Below are 18,432 nucleotides of genomic sequence, written 5' to 3' on the forward strand. Positions count from 1 at the left end.
GGCCGACCAATGCCCAGGCTCGATTTTGAGAGGATTCGTCATGGCCATCTCTCCGCCCAGCGATCTGGTGATGGATGTCGTGCGCGCCGCCGACCCCACCGAAGTGCAGGAAGCGCAGGCGCGGTTGAAGGCCAACCGTGCCGCGTTCAAGGCGACGAGTCTGGCGGAAAACGGCAACGGCTTTGCCGCTGCCGTCAACGTTCTCAATCTGTCGCCGGAAGGTTCGAGCGGGCTCGGCGACCTCAACAACCGCGTCGAACAGAAGAAGATTCCGGAGACCTATCGCAAGTTCGAGGCCATGGTGCTGCAGAACTTCGTGAAGTCGATGCTGCCGACCGAAAGCGAGAACGTTTTCGGCAAGGGCAATGCGGGTGATATCTGGAAGAGCATGATGGCCGAGCAGATCGGCGACGTGATCTCCAAGAGCGGTGGCATCGGCATTGCCGAACAGCTCGCGGGCGCCGAAGGCACCGATCGGGTTCAGGCATCGCTGGACGGTAACAGCCGAAACCTCGCCGCAAGCCTCGTGCAGGAATACGAGCGCAAGACGCTGACCGGCTTTACGACCGACAACGACAAGAACAAGCAAGCCTAGGGCGGGTGGGGGAACTGCTTGCAGTTTTCCGTCCGCACTTCGCTCTAATTCATAGAAATAGTTCGCGCTTGAGAATCCGGTCGATCCGACCAGAAATCATCGTGATCCAAATGGGAGTTGATTCATGGAAGCCATGGCATCCAATGACGTCCGGATCCAGAACGTGCTCGGCCGCCTGGAAATGATCCTCGACAACGAGAACAGCCGGATCGGCATCGACCCGGAATTCGATATCAAGACATCGAACGCGCACAAGAGCCGTTGCCTCTACGAACTGACGATGCTGCACCGTGACATGCTGCCGGGCGAAAACTCTTCGGCTTTCTCCTCGCATGCTCTGCACCTGCGCGAAAAGCTGTCGGTCAATTCGCAGAAGGTCGAGGCCCATCTCGAAGCCGTTCGCGCCGTCGTCGACCTCCTGAAGACCGCCGCCCAGGATGCCGATGCGGACGGCATCTATTCCGAAGCGCAGTTCCGCTATAGCGATTTCTGATGCTGAAGCTCGTTTTCACCGGGGTCTGGGTCTGCGCGGTCACGCTCGGATCCGTCTACTTCTCGATGCAAAGCGCCTCCGCGCCCGCCGTCCCGGACGGCGAGGCTGCCCGGCGCGCATCGGAGCAATATGTTCCCGGTGAGATGATCACCATTCCGGTCATCCGGGATGGTTCCGTTCAGGGCTACTTCCTGACCAAGCTTTCCTTCTCCGCCACCAAGGAGGGGATCAACAATCTTCGCGCGCCACTGCGCCAGATGGTCACCGATGAACTCTACGATTTGCTCGTCGGTTCGAAATTCATCGACATCGCCGACACCGGTACGTTCGACCTGCCCACCTTCAAGACGACGGTAAAGGACGGCCTGAACAAGAAGCTCGGCGACGAGGTGATTACCGAGGTGCTCGTCGAGCAGCTCGAATATCTGACCAAGGAAGACGTCAAACGCGTCGCCAACAGCCAGAATGTGCCGCGGCAAAAGCCGGTCCCGATCACCGACAAGAACGGCAACGTCGCCGGCGACAAGTTGCCTGAAGGCGCCGTCAAGGCAAGCAGCGCGCACTGATGATTGTTGGAAGGGACGCCCGGGTGGGTTTCCGCTCGGCCGCTTGCCCTCGACGAGGCGGTATCCGTCAGTTCTTTTCCGGGGTGCGGTACTGCTCGTTGATGAGGCCGAGTTCCGCCATCAGCCGGCCGATCGCCACATAGAAGTGGTATAGTCCGGCCGCTGCCAGCCCGCTCTTGTTCCACAGTTCCAGCCCGCGCGGCACCGATGCGCCAAGCAGCGCCAGCGATTTGCCGAAGGTCCTGAGCCGGCCTTTGAAGCTCGGGTCACGCCGATGTTCGAGCATCGTCGAGATCGCGCCGTTCCTGAGGCTGCGCGCCCGGATCCAGGATGCGCTGGTGCGGCGGGCGGGCACGGTCTCGGCAACCCAGGCGTCGGTTGCCCAGGCAAAGGAAAACCCTTTCGCCTTGCAGCGGCTGTAGAAATCCGCATCGCCGCCGCCGATGAAGTTGAAGGCGGGATCCAGGAAGGGTTGCGGCATCGCGTCCAGCACTCCACGCGTAACGAGCACGTTGCCGGAGGAATAAAGGATGGGCACCGGCCCGGTCGCGTCATAATGGGGCGTGAAGACCGGATGGCGTTTCCACTTCTGCCCGCCATCGCCTTCGAAAACCGGAAGCTGCGGGCCGCCGACCATATCGGCACCGGTCGTTTCCTGTGCCGCGATGAGGCAATCGAGCCATTCGGGCGCCGCCACTTCGTCGTCGTCGATGATCGCGATCGCCTTGAGGTTCGGGTAGGTTTGGAGCGCCGTCGCCCAACCGGCATTGTAGGCGTGGCAGTTTCCGCGCTGATGCGCGACGATCACGACAGAATCCGAAGGATGTCCCAGGAAGAAGTCTTTGGCCGCCGCAGCCCCGGCCAGCCCGTCGGCATCGTTTTCGACGACGACCGTGGCGTAGGAGATGTCAGGCCTTTGGGAAACAATGGTTTTCAGCGTCTTGACGACATGATCCGGCCGACGGAACGTCGGCAGCACGACGACGAGTTCGATGTCGCCGGCGTCTTCCAGCTCTGTCCGGAAGTAGACGGAAATGTCCTGGCCGGTCGTCGTCATGGCGAAACCTGTAGAAGCAAAATTGTGTCGCAATACAGCAGATCTTCCTAAACAGATGCTGAACCCTGGCGGCAGATTTTGAAAGGGGTCTTTAAGCGCTCCTTCACCCCATGCTGCTAATGAAGGCCGCAGTTCCATTCATGACGTGTGGCAAAATGCATCTGGTCCTGGTCTCTTCGCTCGTTCCCGTCGCCAATCCGGCGTCCGGTTTCGACATTGCCAACCGGGCTGTGCTCGATGGTCTGCGCGCGCTCGGTCACCGCGTCAGCGTCATCGGTTTTCTCCAGCCGGGACGCGTGCCCGCGCCCGATTGCGATATGCATCTTCTCGGCGAGCTGGAAGTCACCAATGCCAAGGTTGGCACGTGGCAGAAGTTGAGCTGGCTCGCGACGGCCTTCCTCAACCGCACGACCGTCTCATCCGGCAAGATGCTGATGGTGTCGTCGAGCCGGATTCAGTCGATCCTCGAGAGCCTCGCTCCGTTCGACGGTCTCGTGCTCAACTCGGTGCAACTGCCGGCCGCTTTCCAGCAGGTTTTCCGCCCCCATCCGTCGATCTATGTCGCGCACAATGTCGAGGCGGATTCTGCCTTTGAGAATGCCGAGCGGGCCAAGGGTACGGTCGAACGCTTTCTTTTCCGGCGCGAGGCGCAGTATCTCGAACGCTACGAGCAGCAACTGGCGCAGAATGCGGTGGCCGTCTGGACGTTTGCGGAGGCCGATCGCTTCGGCTTCGGCCGCGCCGTGAGCGACCGGGCCTTCGTGCTGCCGCTGGTCACCGGTTGGGATGCGGCAGTAGTGCCGACAGAAGCAGCCGACCTCCAGCAGGACCTCGGCTTGATCGGGACCTGGAGCTGGCGGCCGAACCGATTGGGGCTCGACTGGTTTCTCGCCGAGGTCGTACCGCATCTGCCGCAGGATCTTTCGATCGCGATTGCCGGCCAGATGGACGGCATACCGGCGGTTTCCCATCCCGGTGTTCGCTTCGTCGGACGGGTTCCTGATGCACGCGCCTTCGTCACGGAAAGTGCGGTCATACCGCTCGTCAGCCGGGGCGGTACGGGCGTCCAGCTGAAGAGCATCGAGACCTTCGAGCTTGGCATGCCATCCGTGGCGACGCAGGCGTCGTTGCGCGGCATCGAGGCGCTTCCTGAGAATTGCGCCGCGGCCGAAGATCCGGCCGAGTTCGCGCGCCTGTTGGTCGACAAGGTCACCCGCGCGCGCGGCGGCGACCGCCAACGCCTTGACGGTTCGGTCTTCCATCGCGCCCAGAAGGCGAAGCTGATGCGGGTCATGCGCAATGTGCTGGCCGGCCTCGCTCCGAGTGCCTCGGCCGAGACACCCTCGGTTCCGCCCGAGCTGAAGGTCCATGACGGGGGGCGGTCGTGACCAAGACGACCACCGGCGCGAACGCCGCCCTGTCCGGGCGCCTCATCCTGGGCATGCCGGTGGTCGATTTCGATTGGGGGAGTGCCTTTGCCTTTGCGGCCGACGCGCTGTCGCGCCCGGGCGGGCAAACAACGCTCGCCTTCCTCAACGCCAACAATGCCAACCTGATGATGCGCGACGGCGAGTACCGCGAGGTTCTCGGTCGCCAGGTCGTCTTTCCCGACGGTCACGGCGTCGATATTGCTTCCTATCTCTTTTACGGCAGCATGTTCCCGGCCAATCTCAACGGCACGGACTTCGTGCCGGCGCTGCTGACCTTCATCGACCGGCCGCTGCGCGTTGCGATGATCGGCGCCCGTGCGAAGGTGCTTGCGCGCGCGGCCGAGAATTTTCGCAGGCACGCGCCATGGCACGAGTTCCTCCCCGTTTCCGACGGGTTCTTCGATCGTGACCACTCCGAGCAAGTGCTTGCCGATGTCCGGGCGCTGAATGCTGATATCCTGCTGGTGGCGATGGGAAGCCCCGGTCAGGAGAAATGGGTCGATGCCCATGTGGGGCCGCAGGACGCCCGGCTGGTCATTACCGTCGGCGCGCTCTTCGATTTCGTCGCCGAGGCGTTTCCGCGGGCGCCGAAGTTCCTGCGCCGGATGCGGCTGGAATGGTTCTTTCGCCTGGCGGTCGAGCCGCGGCGCATGTGGCGTCGCTATGTCCTCGGAAACCCGCTTTTCCTGTTTTACGTCCTCTGGCACAAGCTGTCGGGGCGGGCGCGGGAAAACGTCGCCGACACCAGCCTTCGGACGGGAACATCGTGAACGGTCAGACCATGCGCACAGCCATTGTCACAGCGTCCTACGCCAATGACTTCGAGCGCTGCCGGCTGATGTGCGAAAGCATGGACCGCAAGCTTCAGGGCGATTGGAAGCACTATCTGCTGGTTGCCGATTTCGACGTTAAGCTCTTCCGGCAACTGGAGGGCTCCAGACGCCAGGTTATCAGCGAACGCGATCTCCTGCCCTGGTGGCTGCATCCCGTCACCGACCCGCTTTCGGGCGGCCGCCGGAAGCTGTGGCTCAGCCCCTTTGGCCTGCCGCTGCGTGGCTGGCATGCCCAACAGCTTCGCCGCCTGGTGCTCGCGCGCCACATCGACGAGGCGGCGATGTTTGCCGTCGATTCCGATGTCGTCTTCCTGCGCGCCTTCGATCCCGGCAGCCTCTGGCAGGGAGAGCGGTTGACGCTCTACCGCAAGGACGGGGCGATTAATGCGCAAATGCGCTCCAACCATCTCGAATGGCTCGCCCATTCCGACAGGCTTCTCGGGATCGGCCCCTACACGTTGCCGGCCAACGACTATATCAACACGCTGATCGCGTGGCGCACCGATACCAGCCGCAAGCTGCTCGAGCACATCGAGACGCTGCACGGTCGGAACTGGGTGAGGGCGATGACCCGCACCCGCGCCTTCTCCGAATGCACGATCTACGGGCGCTTCGTCGACGAGGTGCTGGGCGGGGAAGGTCATGTTCCCTCTGATGCCGCGCTCTGTCATGTGCTCTGGTTCGAAGACAGCTACCGGCAGGATCTCTCCGGACTCAGGGCGTTCTTGAAGGACATGGCGCCGCATCAGGTCGGCATCGGCGTGCAGTCCTTCGTCGGCCACGATCTCGACGATATTCGCCGGGCGGTGTTCGAACTCGCGGCCTGAGGCATCTGTCTTGTTTCAGATGACCCGATCAGCCGGCTTTCTGAGCGCCGAATAGGTCAGTCCGAACGAGAGCGCGTAGAGGACCAGGAAGATCCCGTTGAGCGCCGGCGCCCAGGTCGTGACGTCGGCCGTCGTCTGCAGCAACAGAACCAGCAGCCCCACCTTGACGACGCCGGCAATCAACAGGTTCAGCATGCGCCGCACAGTGCGGCCGGTCGCGTAGAGCAGTTCGGAGTGGTACTCGATCAGGTTGCGGAACGAGGGCACGAGCACGATCATCGCGACAATCGGCGCGGCTGCCGACACGTTGCGCCCGAGCCCATCGGGGAAGACCCACAGATAGAATGCCATGGCCGCGATGGCGGCAAAGGACGCAAGCGCCACCAGGAGTTCGATCGAGAGCCGGACACGCCAGCGGGCAATCGCCTCGGGCGTTCGCATGATGCGCTGGACGAGCAAGGTGTTGAATGACCGCACCGGCAGCGCCGTCAGGTCCGCCAGCCGCATCAGGATGGCATAGAGGCCGGACACCGCCGGCCCGCCAATGGCGAGTACCGCAATCTTGTCGAACTCCGATTGGATGTAGAACAGCACCTCGGCGCCGGCGACCGACACCGAATCCGCCCAGCGCCGGAAGTAAAGCCGTGGCTGCCAGCGCAGCCGGACAGGCGGGTAGAACCAGAGAAGGGCCACCAGAAGGCCGAGCGCATTCGCAAGCAGATAGAGGTAGGACCAGGCTTCGAGCGTTTTCCAGGGGAGCAACGCAAGGAGCAGGGCAGCGGCGGTGCGGATCGCCGTTCCGATCACCACGAGGAGGGCGCCGCGCCCGAAGCGACCGAGACCGTTCAGCACGATGACGGCGGTCTCCAGCCCGCGCCAGCAGAGGATCTCGGCCAGCATGAAGGCAGCAAAAGTGCCGGCAGCCATGTCGCGGGAAAAGAGGGCGAGGAAGGTGATCGCACAGCTGATTGCGATCAACGGCAGCGACAGCACGGCGCCGACCAGGAAGCCGGCGCTATAGGTGCCGACAAGCAGCGGCTTTACGGTCGCGACCCGATAGAGCGGCGACATGAAGCCGAAGGCAAGCACGCGCGATATCATGATGCCGGCGGCAGACGCGGTCGCGAACAACCCGAAATCGGCGATGGCGAGCGTGTTGGCAACGGCGATGAAATAGACGAGCGACAGCACGAGCCGGCCCGCCGAACCTCCGGTCATCGAGAGGTAAGCGTGGATGAGCGCCCGGTGGCGGAGATAAAGCGCTTTGATGCGATGGGGCACGGCCGACATTTCCAGTAGCGCGTTTCCCGCTCGATGCCGATGGAAACGCTCTATCTCCTTGATATCTCACAGTTCCAAGGGCAGGGCGCTCAAAGCGTTCACCTGGAATTGCGCTCGTCCCTCCGTCATAGGCGGGAAAGCTTAATAAGGCGTGAGATCACGCCGTTCGCGCCGTCACTTCCCGCCGAAATTAACGATTTGTTTTCCATGTTTCCTTAGGTTGGCTTCACTATTCGGAATTCGCCGTTTCGGCAGCCGCGGGATCAGTCATGTTCAACATCGACGACGAGAAACGCCCGGTTCCGCGTGCATCGTTGCTCGATTTTGCAGCAGAGGACGCGCGCGATCCCGCGCGTGCGCGAGACAGGCGCACCGCCGACCCGCAGGGTGCAGGCTCGTCCTTGCTCGGTCGTCTGTCCGGTTCCGGTGGATCAGCCAATCAATCAGCGGCCCGGCGCGAAAACCGTTCGAAAGGTCAGCCCCCGCGCGGCGAAACGGTTCGGCCGACAGCCAAGGCACCCGCCGCCCGTAACCAACCCGGCCTCGGCGGCATGCGTGGCAAGTTTGCGCGCTGGCTTGCCGATAGTCCGCCTGAGGGGGCTGCGCCAGTGACAGCCGACGGGCGAGCCGCAGGTGACCGCCCGCTCGTGGATATCAAGACCGTGGTGCGCGCGGTCTGGCAGCTCCGCAAGATCATTCTCGCGACCACGGCGCTCGGCGCCGTCGGTGGCGTCCTGCTGGCGTTGTCGACGCCCAGCGTCTTCGTTTCCGAAAGCAAGCTCTACGTCGATCCGCGCGAAGTGCGGCTGACGGATTCCGATCTGTCGAAACAATCGCTCGCAACCGAAGGCATTCTCGCCATCGTCGACAGCCAGCTCGAAGTGTTGCGCTCGCGAACGGTTATGGAAAAGGTCGCGGCCAGTCTCGATCTGGAAAAGGACCCGGAATTCGCCGGCAAGGGAGCTGGTGGCGACGCGTCCGCGCGCGTCCTGAAGACCTTGGGCGAGGCAATTCAGGTCTGGCGCGATCCGAAAACCTTCATCGTCACCATTGAGGCGAAGACCAGGGATCCCGAGAAGTCGGCACTGATTGCCAACCGATTGGTGGACACGTTCCTCGGCGAGGAGACCGCCGCGCAATCCGGCTTCTTCCAGAAGACGACGGTTGCGCTCGACGCGCGTATCAAGGAACTGAAGGCCGAACTGGACGCGGCCGAAAAGGCCGTCGAGGATTACAAGGCGAGCAACGACATTGTCGGCGCCGGCGGCGAATTGATCGCCGACAAGCAGCTCCTCAGCCTCAGTGATCAGGTCGCTGCGGCCCGCAATCGCATCGCCGAGGCGAAAGCCAAGGCCGAGGCGTCCGGCAAGGTGCAGCTCACCGATGTTCTGACGGGCGCCTATCCCGAGGAAATCAGTTCGCTGGCGCTCTCCGAACTGCGCAAGCAATACGCGGCGACCAGGGCGCAACTGAGCGCCCTTGATGCGAGCCTCGGGCCCCGCCATCCCCAACGCATCGCCGTTCAGCAGGCACTCGAGTCGTCGCGCTCGGAGATCGCCAACGAGTTGCGCCGCATCGCGGCTGCGGCGGGGACCGAGCTTGACCGCGCCCAGCGAACGGAACAGGACCTCGTGCAGCAGCTTGCCGTCCAGAAGGCGCGCCAGATCGATTCCTCCGCCGAATTCGTCGAGTTGCGCGAGCTGCAGCGAAAAGCGGCGGCGACCCGCGAGATCTACGAATCCTTCCTGAAGCGCGCCGGCGAGACGCGCGAAGAGGAAAAGCTGACCGCGAAGAACATCCGGGTGATCTCCAAGGCCGAGCCGGCGCTGCAGGCAAAAGGGCCCTCCCGCAAGATCATCGTGATCGCCGCCACCATGGCGGGTTTCTTTGCCGGCCTCGGCCTCGGCGTGCTGCTCGGCATCTATCGCAGCTTGAACGGATTGTTTCCCGCAACCCGGAAGGCCGAGGACGATGAGGCGCCCGAGCCGCCGGAACCCGATGGCGGCCCCGAGCCCACACGGCGCCAGCAGCCGCAGCCTGATCCGGCTTCGGCCAGGCTCGAGCTGCCGCCGCAGTTCAGTCCGGCTGCGCACCATGCGCAATCGCTAAACGCTGCCTATGCCGTTGCTCGCCGGAGCGCAACGGCGGGTCCGGTCACGGCTCAGCCTGTGCCGCAGACCGTAGACGAGGATGACGCCGACATCGCCAAGGTCCAGGAAGGCCTTCGCGCGCTGAGGTCTCGCGTCGAGCACTATTCCCGCCAGAAGCTCGCGCGCCGTTGATACGACGGGCGGAGAGGCACGCTTCATTCGCGAACGTCTTGTGAGGCTGAGACCTCACGGCTTTCGGCGAAACCACGTGCACCTCTCAGTCTTGAGAGGAAATATCATCGGGGCAATCGAAACGGCAGCCAACCTCGTTGTCGCCTCTTGCATTTATGCGTTTGGGACAGCATAGGGCGCGTTGAGGCCATCGCCTTTTCTGAGGCGAACTAGAGTATGCCGCGTGAACAGGAAGCCAGGAGGAACATGCCGTGACGACTGTGATTGATGGCAAGAAGGTCGCCGCTTCGGTGATCGAAAGCGTGAAGGCCGCGACCCGTGCGCTCGAAACGGATGCGGGTGTTCGCGCAGGTCTCGCCGTCGTGATCGTCGGCGACGATCCGGCAAGCCACGCTTATGTTTCTTCCAAGAGCAAGATGGCCAAGGAGTGCGGCTTCCTGTCGGTCCAGCACACCTTGGCCGAGGCAACGACCCAGGAAGAACTCGCTGCACTCGTGGCTAAGCTCAACGCCGATCCCTCTATCCACGGCATCCTCGTGCAGCTTCCGCTGCCGAAACATCTGAATTCCGAGCCGATCATCCAGTCGATCCTGCCCGAAAAAGACGTCGACGGCCTGCACGTCGTCAATGCCGGCAAGCTTGCGACCGGCGATCTCGAAGGCGGTCTCGTCTCCTGCACGCCGGCCGGCGCCATGGTCTTCGTGCGCCAGACCCATGGCGACGATCTCTCCGGTCTGAACGCTGTCGTCATCGGTCGCTCGAACCTGTTCGGCAAGCCGATGTCAGCGCTGCTGCTTGCCGCCAACGCGACGGTGACGACCGCCCATTCGCGCACCAAGGATCTGGCCGCCGTCTGCCGCAACGCCGATATCCTCGTTGCCGCCGTCGGACGCCCCGAAATGGTGAAGGCCGACTGGGTGAAGCCGGGCGCGACGGTCATCGACGTCGGTATCAACCGCGTACCAGCGCCGGAGAAGGGGGAGGGCAAGTCCAAACTCGTCGGCGACGTCGCCTTTGCGGAAGCCGCCGAGGTTGCAGGCGTGATCACGCCGGTGCCGGGTGGCGTCGGACCGATGACCATCGCCATGCTGATGGCCAACACCGTGATTGCCGCCTATCGCAAGGCCGGCCGCAAGCCGCCGCGCTTCTGATCCTGGCTCATATGGGATGATGAGACGCGTCGCGATTGCGGCGCGTTTTCATTTTTGCGGGGCAGGTCCGGTCGAGGCGCGCACGATGAGTTCGGCGCGCCAGAGTTCCTGCTCCGGATAGTCGCCGCGCTTCAGGATGCCGCCGATCAGCCGTGTGGCGATACGCGCCCCGGCGGCCCGCAGCGACGAGCGTGTCGTTGTCAGCGGGATGCTGAAATTTTCGGGCTTCAGCATCGGCAAGACGTCGTCATGGGCGATCAGCGAAATGTCTTCGCCGATTTTCAAGCCCGCCTGGTTGATCGCCCTGACAGCGCCAAGCGCCAGCACCGTACTTGAACAGAGCACCGCCGTCGGCGGCTGCGCGTGCTGCAGGAAGGGCTGCATGCTGCGGTAGCCGTGCTCGTCGGTCATCAGCGAATGCTGGACAAGCGCCTCGTCGAGCGAAAGGCCGTGTTCGGCGAGCGCCCGCAGCATGCCTTTTTTCCGGCGAATGGAAAAAGCCAGATATTCCGGCCCGTTGATCAGCGCAATCCGCTGGTGTCCGAGCTGTATAAGCAGCCGTGTCGCGTCGTAGAAGGCACTCGTATTGTCGATGTCGAGGAACGGATAGTCGCGGCTTTCGCCGATCGACCGGCCGTGCACGACGAAGGGGATCGACAGCGATTTCAGCATGGCGATGCGCGGGTCGTTGGCGCGCATATAGGCGAGGAAAAGCGCATCGACATTGCCGCTGGCCGCCAGGCGCCGGAAGGTCACCTCCTCGTCCTCCGGCGCGCTCGGATTGAGCACGAAGTGGAAGTCGTGCTTGACCGCCTCTTCCGCCAGCCCTGCCAGAAACTCGCCGAAATGTACGTCGGAATCGATGCCGGGCGCGATCGGCATGACCATGCCGATCGAATAGGCCTTGCCGGTGGCCAATCGCTGCGCTGCGCGGTTCGGCCTGTAGCCGGTCTCACGCACGGCCTGCAGCACGCGCTGACGGGTTTCGGCGTTGACTTCCGGATAGCCGTTCAGCGCCCGGCTGACCGTCGTCTGTGACAGGCCGAGCAGCTCCGCCAATTGCTTGAGATTGACCGCCATGGTCGGGATTCCTCTCAAAGCGCTTTGGATACCCATATGATTTTTGGTGTTTGGCCCCAGCGCCCTCCGGTTTGTGTAGCATCCGTTTTTCGAGCAACAAAGCGGAATTCAACTATTGCGCGGTGCAAAACGTTACCGCAGGGCACAATTACGTCGCATGGAGAACAGCGATGGGAAAGCTCTTGACTCCGCGCGTGTCGCAATGGTTTGTTAGCGAACTCAAAGCGCTTTGAATTTTTCGCGCGTTGTCGTCTGCCCGGCGGGATCCGGGTTCATCTTTGGGAGGAGAAGAACGTGAAGAGATCATTGCTGTTGGGCGTGGCCGCCTTTGCCCTGATTGCAGGTGCAGCCGGCGCCGCCGACCTCAAGTTCAAGCCGGGCGAAGATACGAAGTTCAACTGGGCGAGCTTCGAGGAGTTCAAGAAGGGCCACGACCTCAAGGGCCAGACGCTGACGATCTTCGGCCCCTGGCGCGGCGAAGACGAGGCGCTGTTCAAGAGCGTCTATGCCTACTTCACCGAAGCGACGGGCGCCGAGATCAAGTACTCCTCGTCTGAAAACTACGAGCAGCAGATCGTCATCGACACCCAGGCCGGCAGCCCCTCCGAAATCTCGATCCTCCCGCAGCCGGGTCTGATCGCCGATCTCGCCTCCAAGGGCTACCTGACGCCGCTCGGCGACGAAACCCAGAAGTGGCTGCTCGACAACTATGCCGCCGGTCAGTCCTGGGTCGATCTGTCGACCTACAAGGGCAAGGACGGCAATGCTGCGCTCTTTGCATTCCCCTACAAGATCGACGTGAAGTCGCTCGTCTGGTACTCGCCGGAGAACTTCGAGGACGCCGGCTACGAAGTGCCGAAGACCATGGAAGAGCTGAAGGCGCTGACAGAGAAGATCGCCGCCGATGGCGGTAAGCCCTGGTGCATCGGCCTTGGCTCCGGTGGTGCCACCGGCTGGCCGGCCACCGACTGGGTGGAAGACATGATGCTGCGTACGCAGCCGGCCGACGTCTACGACAAGTGGGTGAAGAACGAGATCCCGTTCACCGATCCGGCCGTCGTCGGTGCGATCGACGAGTTCGGTTGGTTCGCCAAGAACGACAAGTTCGTCGATGGCGGTGCAGCAGCGGTTGCCTCGACCGACTTCCGCGACAGCCCGAAGGGCCTCTTTGCCTCGCCGCCGAAGTGCTACCTGCACCACCAGGCGTCGTTCATCCCGTCCTTCTTCCCCGAGGGCACGAAGATCGGCGAGGACGCCGACTTCTTCTACATGCCGCCTTACGAGAGCAAGAAGGAGCTCGGCAATCCGGTGCTTGGCGCCGGCACGCTGGCGATGATCACCAAGGACACGCCGGCTGCACGCGCCTTCATCGAGTTCCTGAAGACCCCGATCGCCCATGAAGTCTGGATGGCGCAGACGAGCTTCCTGACGCCCTACAAGAGCGTCAATGTCGACACCTACGGCAACCCGCCGCTGAAGAAGCAGGGCGAGATCCTCTTGAACGCCACCACGTTCCGCTTTGACGGTTCCGACCTGATGCCCGGCAAGATCGGTGCGGGTGCGTTCTGGACCGGCATGGTCGATTTCGTCGGCGGCAAGTCCTCGGCCGACGTCGCCGACGGCGTGCAGAAGGCCTGGGACGCCATCAAGTAACAGCCCAAAACGGGCGGCAGAAATGCCGCCCGTTGCCGACCCGGGTTCGCTGCCAGAGCGGGACGAGGAGAAGCGTATGCGGTTCTCCGTTCGTTTCCCGCACTCTGCCTGCAAGACGCCGCGCGCCCCAATGAGAACGGCGACAATCGCCAGCCCTGCACGGGGACGTGCATCGAAGGGGAGGGACATGTCATGTTTTATCAGCTTGCCGCTGCTGCGGGGTTCATGCTGGCCGGTGTGCTCGGCTGCGCCGCCTATTTCTGGGGAACAAGCTTCGTCCTCGACCTGATCTTCCCGTCCAAGGGAAAATCCGGTGCGGTTGCGTCGCGGAACCTGCGGATCACCAATGCCATCCGGCCGTGGCTGTTCCTGGCGCCGGCGCTCTTCGCGCTTGCGACCTATCTCATCTATCCGGTCTTCATGTCGCTCTGGTACAGCGTGCACGATCGCGCCGGGCAGAATTTCGTCGGCGTCAGCAACTACGCCTGGATGATCAATGACGGCGAGTTCCGTCAGTCGATCTACAACAATTTCCTCTGGCTGCTCGTCGTCCCGGCGCTTGCGACCTTCTTCGGCCTGGTGATCGCTGCGCTCACCGACAGGATCTGGTGGGGCAACATCGCAAAAACCTTGATCTTCATGCCGATGGCGATCTCGTTCGTCGGCGCTGCGGTCATCTGGAAATTCATCTATGACTTCCGGCCTGAAGGGGCAGAGCAGATCGGCCTTCTGAACGCCATCGTCGTTGCCTTCGGCGCCGCGCCGCAGGCCTGGATCACGCTGCCCTTCTGGAACAACTTCTTCCTGATGGCGATCCTCGTCTGGATCCAGACCGGCTTTGCCATGGTCATCCTGTCGGCAGCCCTTCGTGGCATCCCGGAGGAGACGATCGAGGCTGCCGTCATCGACGGCGCCAATGGCTGGCAGATCTTCTTCAAGATCATGGTGCCGCAGATCTGGGGCACGATCGCCGTCGTCTGGACGACCATCACCATCCTGGTGCTGAAGGTCTTCGACATCGTGCTCGCCATGACCAACGGCCAGTGGCAGAGCCAGGTGCTCGCCAACCTCATGTTCGACTGGATGTTCCGCGGTGGCGGCGACTTCGGCCGAGGGGCTGCGATCGCCGTCGTCATCATGATCCTCGTCATTCCGATCATGGTCTGGAACATCCGCAATGCGGCCAAGGAAATGAAGGGGCACTGAGATGAACCCAGCGACACGCTCTCCCCTCATGTGGGTCGTCCACCTCTCGGTCTTTCTGATCGTCGCACTGTGGACGCTGCCGACCGCAGGCCTTCTGATCTCGTCGCTGCGCGACAAGGACCAGCTTGCCGTCTCCGGCTGGTGGACTTCCCTTTCGACTTCGTCGCAGAACACCGTCGTGAGAGCGCCCGGCCCCGAAAGCCAGGTGGAGCGCGACGGCAAGTTCGTGATCTCCGGCAATTTGCTCGAAGGTCAGCCGGGCCAGATCTCCGCCTTCGGCTTCAACAGCCGTGAGCCGACTGCGTTCAGGGCCGGCGAAACCGCCGAGCTCAACGACGGCGAGAAACTGACCGTTCAGGCCGACGGCAACTTCGAGATCGTTTCCGACAAGAAGATGGAGGGATCGCGCGGCCAGCGCGTCTTCGTCACCGCATCATCGCCGCCGCGCTTTACCTTCGACAACTATGTCGAAGTCCTGAGCGCCGAAGGCATCGGCCGCTCCTTCATCAATTCGCTGACGGTCGCCGTGCCAGCGACCATCATCCCGATCATGATCGCCGCCTTCGCGGCCTATGCGCTTGCCTGGATGCCGTTTCCGGGCCGTGCGATCCTGATCGCCGTGGTCGTCGGCCTCCTCGTCGTGCCGCTGCAGATGTCGCTGATCCCGCTCTTGAAGCTTTATAACGGCGTCGGCGCCTTCTTTGGCGTGCCGGCCAAGACCTATGTCGGCATTTGGCTCGCCCATACCGGTTTCGGCCTGCCGCTGGCGATCTATCTGCTTCGCAACTACATGGCCGGCCTGCCGCGCGAAATCATGGAATCCGCCCGCGTCGATGGCGCCAGCGATTTCGATATCTTCGTCAAGATCATCCTGCCGCTGTCCTTCCCGGCGCTCGCTTCCTTCGCGATCTTCCAGTTCCTGTGGACCTGGAACGACCTGCTGGTCGCCATCGTGTTCCTGGGCGCGGGGCCTGACGAACTGGTTCTGACCGGCCGGCTCGTCAACTTGCTCGGTTCACGCGGCGGCAACTGGGAGATCCTGACGGCCTCCGCCTTCATTACCATCATCGTTCCGCTGATCGTCTTCTTCAGCCTGCAGCGCTATCTCGTGCGCGGCCTGCTGGCGGGCTCGGTCAAGGGCGGCTGACATCTAAGGACTTTCGACGACAATGAGCATGACCGAAATGAGCACTTCCACTTTGCAGGCCGATCGGGATTGGTGGCGCGGCGCGGTGATCTACCAGATCTATCCGCGCTCCTACCAGGACTCCAACGGCGACGGCATCGGTGACCTCAAGGGCATCGTTGCCCGCTTGCCGCATATTGCCGCCCTCGGTGCCGACGCAATCTGGATTTCGCCGTTCTTCACCTCGCCGATGAAGGACTTCGGTTATGACGTCTCCAACTATAGCGATGTCGACCCGATCTTCGGCAGCCTTGCCGACTTCGACGCGGTCATAGCCGAGGCGCACCGCCTTGGCATCCGGGTGATGATCGACCTTGTTCTCTCGCACACGTCGGACCAGCATCCCTGGTTCGTCGAAAGTCGGTCGAGCCGGACGAACGCGAAGGCTGATTGGTACGTCTGGGCTGATTCCAGGCCGGACGGCACCCCGCCCAACAACTGGCTGTCGATCTTCGGCGGCTCGGCCTGGGCGTGGGATCCGACGCGCCTGCAATATTACATGCACAACTTCCTGACCTCGCAGCCGGACCTCAACCTGCACAATCCGGAAGTGCAGGATGCACTGCTGGCCGTCGAGCGTTTCTGGCTGGAGCGCGGCGTCGACGGCTTCCGCCTCGACACCATCAACTTCTATTTCCACGACAAGCAGCTGCGCGACAATCCGGCGCTGGCGCCGGAGCGCCGTAACGCCCAGACCGCACCGGCGGTCAACCCCTACAACTATCAGGAACATCTCTACGACAAGAACCAGCCGGAGAACCTCGAGTTCCTGAAGCGCTTCCGCGCCGTTATGGACGAGTTCCCGGCGATCGCTGCGGTCGGCGAAGTCGGCGACAGCCAGCGCGGGTTGGAGATCGCCGGCGAATATACCTCCGGCGGCGACAAGATGCAGATGTGCTACGCCTTCGAATTCCTGGCGCCGGATCCGCTGACACCGGCGACTGTCGCCGAGGTTCTGAGGAATTTTCAGAAGGCCGCGCCCGAGGGCTGGGCCTGCTGGGCGTTTTCCAACCACGATGTCGTGCGCCATGTCAGCCGCTGGGGGAAAGGCGTGGCCGACCGCGACGCCCACGCCAAGCTGCTGGCGAGCCTTTTGATGTCTTTGCGCGGCTCGGTCTGCATCTATCAGGGCGAGGAACTGGCGCTGTCGGAAGCCGAGCTTGCCTATGAAGACCTGAAGGATCCCTATGGCATCCAGTTCTGGCCGGATTTCAAGGGTCGCGACGGTTGCCGCACACCGATGGTCTGGGACGGTGCCACGGTCAATGGCGGCTTCGGCAGCGCAAAACCCTGGCTGCCAGTTCCGGCCGAACATCTCGCCCGCGCCGTGTCGGCGCAGCAGGGCGATCCGGCCTCGGTGCTCGAGCACTACCGTCGCTTCCTGCATTTCCGCAAGGCGTATCCGGCGTTTGCCAAGGGCGAGATCGAGTTCCTGAGCACGGACGGCTCGGTGCTTGCTTTCGTGCGCAGCCACGGCAACGAGAATCTTTTCTGCCTGTTCAACATGAGCGGCGTGCCGGCTGCGGCCACGCTGCCGAACGAGCCGGTGGCTGCATTGGAAGGGCACGGCTTCGTGTCCGAGGTCAAGAACGGAACGGTGCATCTGCCGGCCTGGGGCGCCTACTTCGCGCGGCTGGTGTGAAGGCAGATGACAACAGAGATAGACGGGAAGAACCGAAGAGGAGGGTGCAATGACGGGTCTGCTGCTTAAAGATATCCGCAAGTCCTACGGCGCGGTCGATGTCATCCACGGCATCAATCTCGACATCAAGCAGGGCGAGTTCATCGTTTTCGTCGGCCCGTCCGGCTGTGGAAAGTCGACGCTTCTGCGCATGATTGCCGGTCTCGAGGAGATCACTGGCGGCGATATGTTCATCGACGGCGAGCGCGTCAACACCGTGCCCCCGTCGAAGCGCGGCATCGCCATGGTGTTCCAGTCCTACGCGCTCTATCCGCACATGACCGTCTACGACAACATGGCTTTCGGCATGCGGATCGCCAAGGAAAGCAAGGAAGAGATCGACCGTCGCGTGCGCAACGCCGCCGATATCCTGCAGCTGACCAAGTATCTCGACCGTCTGCCGAAGGCGCTCTCCGGCGGGCAGAGACAGCGCGTCGCCATCGGCCGCGCCATCTGCCGTGACCCCAAGGTCTTCCTATTCGACGAGCCGCTCTCGAACCTCGACGCGGCCCTTCGTGTCGCCACCCGCATCGAGATCGCCAAGCTCAGCGAACAGATGGCGGGCACGACGATGATCTACGTCACCCACGACCAGGTGGAGGCAATGACGCTCGCCGACCGCATCGTCGTGCTGTCGCAGGGGCACATCGAGCAGGTAGGCCCGCCGCTCGAACTCTATGAGCGTCCGGCCAATCTGTTCGTCGCGCGCTTCATCGGCTCGCCGGCGATGAACATCATCCCTTCGACGATCACGGCGACCGGCGCGCAGACGACGGTGAAGCTGACCGGCGGTAAGAGCGTGACGCTCGATATCCCGACCGACTCCTCGCAGAACGGCAAGATTGCGAGTTTCGGCGTTCGCCCGGAAGACCTGCAGGTCTCGATAGGCGACGACTTCCTGTTCGAAGGCACGATCTCGATCGTTGAGGCGCTCGGCGAAGTGACCCTGCTCTATATCGAGGGTCTCGTCGACAAGGAGCCGATCATCGCCAAGATCCCCGGCATCCTGCCGGTTCACCGCGGCGACAAGGTGCGCTTCACGGCCGACAAGGCCAAGCTACACCTCTTCAACGACGAGGGCCGCAGCTACCGCGTCTGAAGCAATTGCAGG

At 62.7% G+C, this 18,432-nt stretch carries 16 protein-coding genes; 13 read left to right on the plus strand and 3 right to left on the minus strand.

What is annotated here, in order from left to right; genetic code table 11:
- The first annotated feature begins 40 nt into the window (after window positions 1-40).
- The 3 genes from ASD63_RS16370 to ASD63_RS16380 all read left to right on the plus strand — a co-directional run bounded on the left by ASD63_RS16370 (window position 41) and on the right by ASD63_RS16380 (window position 1,654).
- The gene (locus ASD63_RS16370) at window positions 41-595 is read left to right on the plus strand and encodes a rod-binding protein (protein ID WP_034800760.1); all 555 of its coding nucleotides are present in this window, start codon (window positions 41-43) and stop codon (window positions 593-595) included.
- A 124-nt stretch (window positions 596-719) separates the two neighbouring features.
- Complete coding sequence (locus tag ASD63_RS16375) at window positions 720-1,088, plus strand: hypothetical protein (RefSeq protein ID WP_034800762.1); 369 nt, start codon at window positions 720-722, stop codon at window positions 1,086-1,088.
- Complete coding sequence (locus ASD63_RS16380; protein WP_034800764.1) at window positions 1,088-1,654, plus strand: hypothetical protein; 567 nt, start codon at window positions 1,088-1,090, stop codon at window positions 1,652-1,654. Before ASD63_RS16375 ends, ASD63_RS16380 begins: the two co-directional genes overlap by 1 nt.
- Before the next feature lie 67 nt (window positions 1,655-1,721).
- Here the strand turns inward: ASD63_RS16380 and ASD63_RS16385 are convergent, their stop codons facing one another.
- Window positions 1,722-2,711: a glycosyltransferase gene (locus ASD63_RS16385; RefSeq protein ID WP_034800766.1), complete on the minus strand. Its 990-nt coding sequence runs from the start codon at window positions 2,709-2,711 to the stop codon at window positions 1,722-1,724.
- Between the two features lie 155 nt (window positions 2,712-2,866).
- Between ASD63_RS16385 and ASD63_RS16390 the strand changes: the two genes are divergently transcribed.
- From ASD63_RS16390 to ASD63_RS16400, 3 genes are read left to right on the plus strand one after another with little or no spacing between them, the layout of a single operon-like run.
- A complete protein-coding gene (locus ASD63_RS16390; RefSeq protein WP_060516518.1) occupies window positions 2,867-4,099 on the plus strand; it encodes a glycosyltransferase family 4 protein in 1,233 nt (410 codons plus the stop codon).
- Window positions 4,096-4,911: a WecB/TagA/CpsF family glycosyltransferase gene (locus tag ASD63_RS16395; RefSeq protein ID WP_034800768.1), complete on the plus strand. Its 816-nt coding sequence runs from the start codon at window positions 4,096-4,098 to the stop codon at window positions 4,909-4,911. Before ASD63_RS16390 ends, ASD63_RS16395 begins: the two co-directional genes overlap by 4 nt.
- Before the next feature lie 11 nt (window positions 4,912-4,922).
- Entirely contained in the window at window positions 4,923-5,801 is an 879-nt protein-coding gene (locus tag ASD63_RS16400; RefSeq protein ID WP_034801367.1) for a DUF6492 family protein, read from the plus strand.
- A 15-nt stretch (window positions 5,802-5,816) separates the two neighbouring features.
- Here ASD63_RS16400 and ASD63_RS16405 read toward each other — a convergent pair whose 3' ends face one another.
- Complete coding sequence (locus ASD63_RS16405) at window positions 5,817-7,082, minus strand: lipopolysaccharide biosynthesis protein (RefSeq protein WP_234798729.1); 1,266 nt, start codon at window positions 7,080-7,082, stop codon at window positions 5,817-5,819.
- Between the two features lie 269 nt (window positions 7,083-7,351).
- Between ASD63_RS16405 and ASD63_RS16410 the strand changes: the two genes are divergently transcribed.
- Complete coding sequence (locus ASD63_RS16410; protein WP_051659563.1) at window positions 7,352-9,364, plus strand: GumC family protein; 2,013 nt, start codon at window positions 7,352-7,354, stop codon at window positions 9,362-9,364.
- 251 nt (window positions 9,365-9,615) lie between these two features.
- On the plus strand, window positions 9,616-10,515 hold the full coding sequence (gene folD / locus ASD63_RS16415) for a bifunctional methylenetetrahydrofolate dehydrogenase/methenyltetrahydrofolate cyclohydrolase FolD (RefSeq protein WP_034800773.1): 900 nt from the start codon (window positions 9,616-9,618) through the stop codon (window positions 10,513-10,515).
- 48 nt (window positions 10,516-10,563) lie between these two features.
- Here the strand turns inward: folD and ASD63_RS16420 are convergent, their stop codons facing one another.
- Window positions 10,564-11,595, minus strand: a complete 1,032-nt coding sequence (locus ASD63_RS16420) for a substrate-binding domain-containing protein (RefSeq protein WP_034800775.1) — start codon at window positions 11,593-11,595, stop codon at window positions 10,564-10,566.
- 294 nt (window positions 11,596-11,889) lie between these two features.
- Between ASD63_RS16420 and ASD63_RS16425 the strand changes: the two genes are divergently transcribed.
- The 5 genes from ASD63_RS16425 to ugpC all read left to right on the plus strand — a co-directional run bounded on the left by ASD63_RS16425 (window position 11,890) and on the right by ugpC (window position 18,420).
- Entirely contained in the window at window positions 11,890-13,248 is a 1,359-nt protein-coding gene (locus ASD63_RS16425; RefSeq protein ID WP_034800777.1) for an ABC transporter substrate-binding protein, read from the plus strand.
- 192 nt (window positions 13,249-13,440) lie between these two features.
- Window positions 13,441-14,454, plus strand: coding sequence for a sugar ABC transporter permease (locus tag ASD63_RS16430; protein ID WP_034800780.1), 1,014 nt, complete (start codon window positions 13,441-13,443; stop codon window positions 14,452-14,454).
- A gap of 1 nt (window position 14,455) precedes the next feature.
- Entirely contained in the window at window positions 14,456-15,601 is a 1,146-nt protein-coding gene (locus tag ASD63_RS16435; RefSeq protein ID WP_034800782.1) for a carbohydrate ABC transporter permease, read from the plus strand.
- A 22-nt stretch (window positions 15,602-15,623) separates the two neighbouring features.
- Window positions 15,624-17,282: an alpha-glucosidase family protein gene (locus tag ASD63_RS16440; protein ID WP_034800784.1), complete on the plus strand. Its 1,659-nt coding sequence runs from the start codon at window positions 15,624-15,626 to the stop codon at window positions 17,280-17,282.
- 49 nt (window positions 17,283-17,331) lie between these two features.
- Window positions 17,332-18,420: a sn-glycerol-3-phosphate ABC transporter ATP-binding protein UgpC gene (gene ugpC, locus ASD63_RS16445; RefSeq protein ID WP_034800786.1), complete on the plus strand. Its 1,089-nt coding sequence runs from the start codon at window positions 17,332-17,334 to the stop codon at window positions 18,418-18,420.
- The last annotated feature ends 12 nt before the right edge of the window (window positions 18,421-18,432 follow it).

This window comes from Ensifer sp. Root558 (genome assembly GCF_001427045.1).
Classification (GTDB): Bacteria; Pseudomonadota; Alphaproteobacteria; order Rhizobiales; family Rhizobiaceae; genus Ensifer; species Ensifer adhaerens.